6 protein-coding genes are annotated in these 5,454 nt (G+C 70.5%); all 6 read left to right on the top strand.

Going from position 1 to position 5,454, the window contains the following annotated elements:
• The first annotated feature begins 97 nt into the window (after window positions 1–97).
• Entirely contained in the window at window positions 98–394 is a 297-nt protein-coding gene (gene gatC / locus ACFXPK_RS20505; protein ID WP_010984178.1) for an Asp-tRNA(Asn)/Glu-tRNA(Gln) amidotransferase subunit GatC, read from the top strand.
• 6 nt (window positions 395–400) lie between these two features.
• On the top strand, window positions 401–1,909 hold the full coding sequence (gatA, locus tag ACFXPK_RS20500) for an Asp-tRNA(Asn)/Glu-tRNA(Gln) amidotransferase subunit GatA (RefSeq protein ID WP_385007180.1): 1,509 nt from the start codon (window positions 401–403) through the stop codon (window positions 1,907–1,909).
• The gene (locus ACFXPK_RS20495) at window positions 1,906–2,148 is read left to right on the top strand and encodes a hypothetical protein (protein WP_385007178.1); all 243 of its coding nucleotides are present in this window, start codon (window positions 1,906–1,908) and stop codon (window positions 2,146–2,148) included. Before gatA ends, ACFXPK_RS20495 begins: the two co-directional genes overlap by 4 nt.
• A gap of 69 nt (window positions 2,149–2,217) precedes the next feature.
• Window positions 2,218–3,438 carry an AAA family ATPase gene (locus ACFXPK_RS20490; protein WP_385007176.1) on the top strand — a complete coding sequence of 407 codons (1,221 nt, stop codon included), beginning with the start codon at window positions 2,218–2,220 and terminating at the stop codon, window positions 3,436–3,438.
• On the top strand, window positions 3,435–4,028 hold the full coding sequence (locus tag ACFXPK_RS20485) for a hypothetical protein (protein WP_385007174.1): 594 nt from the start codon (window positions 3,435–3,437) through the stop codon (window positions 4,026–4,028). Before ACFXPK_RS20490 ends, ACFXPK_RS20485 begins: the two co-directional genes overlap by 4 nt.
• Before the next feature lie 8 nt (window positions 4,029–4,036).
• Window positions 4,037–5,454, top strand: a 1,418-nt coding sequence (gene gatB / locus ACFXPK_RS20480; RefSeq protein ID WP_385077367.1) for an Asp-tRNA(Asn)/Glu-tRNA(Gln) amidotransferase subunit GatB, incomplete at its 3' end; no start/stop codon positions are given.

The raw sequence follows: 5,454 nt of genomic DNA, 5'->3' as shown, positions 1-5,454 counted from the left end.
CCCCGGTCCCCGGGGCGCCCGGCCGTTTCGTGAGCAGGGGTGCCCGCCCCATAGGATTGGGTGAAAACCAATCACACTCACCCCTGAGGATCGCTGCATGCCTGGCATCACGCGCGAGGAGGTCGCCCACCTCGCCCGGCTGGCGCGTCTGGAGCTGAAGGCCGAAGAGCTCGACCACTTCGCCGGACAGCTCGACGACATCATCGGCGCGGTCGCCCGCGTATCCGAGGTAGCCGACCAAGACGTACCGCCGACCTCCCACCCGCTGCCGCTGACCAATGTCATGCGCGCGGACGAGGTCCGCCCGTCGCTCACCCCCGAGCAGGCGCTTTCCGGCGCCCCTGCCCAGGAGCAGCAGCGTTTCAAGGTGCCGCAGATCCTGGGGGAGGACTAAACAGCCATGACCGACACCGTCAAGACGGACATCATCAAGCTCACCGCCGCCGAGATCGCCGCGAGGATCGCCTCCGGTGACCTCACGGCCGTCGAGGTCACCGAGGCGCACCTCGCGCGCATCGAGGCCGTCGACGAGAAGGTGCACGCCTTCCTGTACGTCGACCGCGAGGGCGCGCTCGCCCAGGCCCGCGCCGTGGACGCGAAGCGGGCGGCGGGCGAGAAGCTCGGCCCGCTGGCCGGCGTCCCCGTCGCGCTCAAGGACATCTTCACCACCGAGGGGATCCCGACGACCGTCGGTTCCAAGATCCTCGAAGGCTGGCTCCCGCCGTACGACGCGACGCTCACCAAGAAGCTCAGGGCCGCGGATGTCGTGATCATCGGCAAGACCAACATGGACGAGTTCGCCATGGGGTCCTCCACGGAGAACAGCGCGTACGGCCCCACCGGCAACCCCTGGGACCTCACCAAGATCCCCGGCGGCTCCGGCGGCGGCTCGTCCGCCTCGCTCGCCTCCTACCAGGCGCCGCTGGCCATCGGCACCGACACCGGCGGCTCCATCCGCCAGCCCGCCGCCCTCACCGGCACGGTCGGTGTGAAGCCGACGTACGGCGCCGTCTCCCGCTACGGCATGGTCGCCTTCTCGTCCTCCCTCGACCAGGGCGGCCCCTGCGCCCGTACGGTCCTGGACACCGCGCTGCTGCACGAGGTCATCGCGGGCCACGACCCCCTCGACTCGACCTCCATCGACGCGCCGGTCCCGCCGGTCGTCGAGGCCGCGCGCAACGGCTCGGTGGCCGGGATGCGCGTCGGTGTCGTCCGCCAGTTCCGCGGCGAGGGGTACCAGGCCGGCGTCCTCCAGCGCTTCGACGAGTCCGTCGAGCTGCTGAAGGAGCTGGGCGCCGAGATCGTGGAGCTGGACTGCCCGTCCTTCGACCTCAGCCTCGCCGCGTACTACCTGATCGCGCCGTCCGAGTGCTCCTCGAACCTCGCGCGCTTCGACGCCATGCGCTACGGACTGCGCGTCGGCGACGACGGCACGCGCTCCGCCGAGGACGTCACCGCGCTGACCCGCGAGGCCGGCTTCGGCGACGAGGTCAAGCGCCGCGTCATCCTGGGCACGTACGCGCTCAGCTCCGGCTACTACGACGCGTACTACGGCTCGGCCCAGAAGGTCCGCACGCTCATCACCCGGGACTTCGAGAAGGCCTTCGAGCAGGTCGACGTGATCGTCTCCCCGACGTCGCCGACCACCGCCTTCGGGATCGGCGAGCGCACCGACGACCCGATGGCGATGTACCTCGCGGACCTGTGCACCATCCCCGTCAACATGGCGGGCAACGCGGCCATGTCGCTGCCCTGCGGCCTCGCGCCGGAGGACGGTCTCCCGGTCGGTCTGCAGATCGTCGCCCCCGCCATGAAGGACGACCGGCTCTACACGGTCGGTGCCGCCGTCGAAGCGGCCTTCGTGGAAAGGTGGGGACACCCGTTGCTGGAGGAGGCACCGTCACTGTGAGCAGTGCAATGAGCAAGGCCAAGGGCTTCAAGAAGTCCAAGACCGGTACGTACCTGTCCATCGGCAGCACCGCGCTCGGCGCCTTCGGCGTCGTGAAGCAGGCCAAGCTGGCCCGCAAGGAGAACGACACGCTCCGGCTGGTCGACGCGGCGGTCTCCGCGGTGGCCATCGTCACGGGCCTGGCGATCCTGTACCGCGAGTTGAAGCGCCTGGGCGACGACGACGTCCTGCTGGGCTGACCGCACGGGCACCGGGGCCTTCACCGGCCCCGGCGCCCGTACTCCACACCATGGAAGGGGGTGACACGCATGATCACCCGTATCGAGCTGGAAGGATTCAGGTCCTTCCGTGACTGCGCCGTCGACCTGTCCCCCTTCACGGTGCTGGTCGGACAGAACGGCTCGGGCAAGACCAACCTCCTGGAGGCGGTCGACCTCGTCGCGCGGCTGACGACCGAGACATTCACCTGGTGGGGAGAGGGCGAGGCGCTCCACTGGGCCGCTGACCTGCGCCCCGGCGGTGAGCTGCGGGGCCGCGTCGTCGACCTCTTCCACCGGTACGGTGACGGCACGGCCGCCGACCGGATCTCCCTCGTGCTGTGCTTTCTCCAGTACGACGCCGCCCAGGGCATGCGGCACCTCCGACTCGCCCTCGACATCGTCCGGGAGGGCGGGACGTCCCGTCCCGAGGCCCGGGGGACGCTCACCCTGCTGCCCGAGGCCCCCGACCGATGGGGGCTGACCCGCGAACAGCAGGCGCAGATCCGGCGCAACGCCGAGGGCGGCCCTTCCTTCCTGCGCTCCAGCCCCGGCTTCCGCTGGCACCGGCTGGTACCGGTCGCCGACGTGGCACGCCAGGACGCCGATCTCCATGACGACGACCACATGGCCCGTGACGCGCACAACCTCTCCGCCGTGCTGGGGCGTCTGCTCCGTGGCGAAGGCGAAGCCGCCCGTGAGGCCCTGCTGCTGAAGGCCGACGCCGTCGCCGTGCTGCCGGGGCTGACGGATCTCCGCTCGGCCTCCGACGTGGACAAGGGGGTGTGGGAACTGGAACTGGTCTACCGGGACGCGGCACCCACCCCGGCCAGGCTGGCCTCCGACGGCACCCTGCACGTCCTGTCGGTGCTCGTGGCGGCCCACGACAGGAGCGGGGCGGGTACCTCCGTGCCCGCCCGCCATGCGCGCACCGTCAACGAGTGCTCCACGCTGATGATCGAGGACGTCGAGAACGGGCTCCACCCCGGCCAGGTCAAGGAGCTGGTACGACGGCTGCGCCGCCACACCGGACCGGCCACGCTCCAGCAGATCGTCGTCACCACCCACTCACCGGTCGTGCTCGCCGCCGTGTACCCCGACCACCCCGGCGACGTGCTCTTCGTCGACACCGTGACGCGGGTCGGCGGCGGCGAGACACCGTCACGGCACAGCAGGATCCGGCCCCTGGCCGAATCGGGGGAGCGGGGCACGTACGTCCCCGCCCGGGAGGCACGCCAGTATCTGGAGACCGCCCAGGCAGGCAGCCGGTGAGCCGGTACCTGACGGTCGGCCTGCTCGCGGAGGGCCCGGAGGACGAGATCTTCCTCGGCACCGTCGCCGTACGACAGCTCAAGGAGCTGGCGGCGGCCCACAGCGAACCCTTCGACGTGAGCGACACCCCCCTGCGCGGCCGGTACAGCACCGCGCGCACCGCCCACGAACAGATCTGCGCCGAGGTGACGGACCTCGCCCGCGACTGTGACCTGCTGCTCATCCACAACGACCACCGTGAGCGAAGCAAGATCGACAAAATCCGCCAGGACGTCGCGCCGCCCTCCCATTGCCGTATCGTCGGAGTGGTCCCCGTACGCGAGACGGAGGCATGGCTGCTCGCCGACGGTCCACTCCTCGGTTCGCTGCCGGGAGCGGTGTCGGCGCACATCCCCGCCGGCGCGCGGGATGTCGAGAAGGCCGCGGACCCCAAGGCTCTGCTCTCCCGCGTCCTGCCCGGGGGCGACAGCCGGGAACTGGCCGAGTTCCTCGGCGAACGTGTTGATCTGGACCGTCTCCGGACCCTCCCCGCGTACCAGATGTGGTGCGCCGAACTGACGGCTTCCTTGAAGGAGTTGCGTTTTCTGTGACCGCCACGATGAGCCTGGTGCCTTTCGAGGAGGCCCTCGCCACGTACGACCCCGTCATGGGCCTGGAGGTCCACGTCGAGCTCGGCACCAGGACCAAGATGTTCTGCGGCTGCTCGACCGAGCTGGGCGCCGCGCCCAACTCGCAGACCTGCCCGACCTGTCTGGGCATGCCGGGGTCGCTCCCGGTCGTCAACGCGATCGGCGTCGAGTCCGCCATCAAGATCGGGCTCGCGCTCAACTGCGAGATCGCCGAGTGGTGCCGCTTCGCCCGGAAGAACTACTTCTACCCGGACATGCCGAAGAACTTCCAGACCTCCCAGTACGACGAGCCGATCGCCTTCAACGGCTATCTGGACGTCCAACTGGAGGACGGCGAGATCTTCCGCGTGCAGATCGAGCGCGCCCACATGGAGGAGGACACCGGCAAGTCGACGCACGTCGGCGGGGCCACGGGCCGGATCCACGGCGCGTCCCACTCGCTGCTCGACTACAACCGCGCCGGCATCCCGCTCATCGAGATCGTCACCAAGCCCATCGAGGGCGCCGGCGCGCGCGCCCCCGAGGTCGCCAAGGCGTACGTCGCCGAGCTGCGCGAGCTGATCAAGGCGCTCGGCGTCTCCGAGGCCCGCATGGAGATGGGCCAGATGCGGTGCGACGTGAACCTGTCGCTGCGTCCGAACGGCCGCGAGGAGTTCGGCACCCGCTCCGAGACCAAGAACGTCAACTCGCTGCGCAGCGTCGAGCGCGCCGCCCGCTTCGAGATCCAGCGCCACGCCGCGGTGCTGAACAGCGGCGGCACCATCCTCCAGGAGACCCGGCACTTCCACGAGGAGGACGGCTCCACCACCTCCGGCCGGATCAAGGACAACGCCGAGGACTACCGGTACTTCCCGGAGCCCGACCTCGTCCCCGTCGCGCCGGCCCGCGCCTGGGTGGAGGAGCTGCGCGCCACGCTGCCCGAGCCGCCGCGCGTCCGCCGCAACCGGCTCCGCGAGGAGTGGGGCGTCTCCGAGCACGACATGCAGTCGATTCTCAACGCGGGCGCGATCGAGCCGATCGTCGCCACGATCGCCGTCGGCGCCCCGGCCGACCAGGCGCGCAAGTGGTGGATGGGCGAGCTGGCCCGTAACGCCAACGAGTCCGGCCGCGCCCTGGACGAGCTGCCCATCACGCCCGAGCAGGTCGCCCGGGTCGCCGCGCTCGTCGCCTCCGGTGACCTCAACGACAAGCTGGCCCGCCAGGTGATCGAGGGCGTGCTCGCGGGCGAGGGCGACCCGGACACCGTCGTCGAGAAGCGCGGCCTCAAGGTCGTCTCCGACGACAGCGCGCTCGGCACCGCCGTGGACGAGGCTATAGCTTCAAACGCCGACGTCGCCGACACGATCCGCGCCGGCAAGGTAGGGTCGGCAGGCGCCCTGGTCGGCGC

Source organism: Streptomyces sp. NPDC059142, assembly GCF_042755665.1.
Lineage (GTDB): Bacteria > Actinomycetota > Actinomycetes > Streptomycetales > Streptomycetaceae > Streptomyces.
Note: the sequence above shows the minus strand (reverse complement) of the source record. Positions and strands in the feature narration are given on the sequence as shown.

What these genes read in the sequence shown, in the direction of transcription:
- gatC (WP_010984178.1), top strand. Translation starts at nt 98, where the DNA reads ATGCCTGGCATCACGCGCGAGGAGGTCGCCCACCTCGCCCGGCTGGCG.
- gatA (WP_385007180.1), top strand. Translation starts at nt 401, where the DNA reads ATGACCGACACCGTCAAGACGGACATCATCAAGCTCACCGCCGCCGAG.
- ACFXPK_RS20490 (WP_385007176.1), top strand. Translation starts at nt 2,218, where the DNA reads ATGATCACCCGTATCGAGCTGGAAGGATTCAGGTCCTTCCGTGACTGC.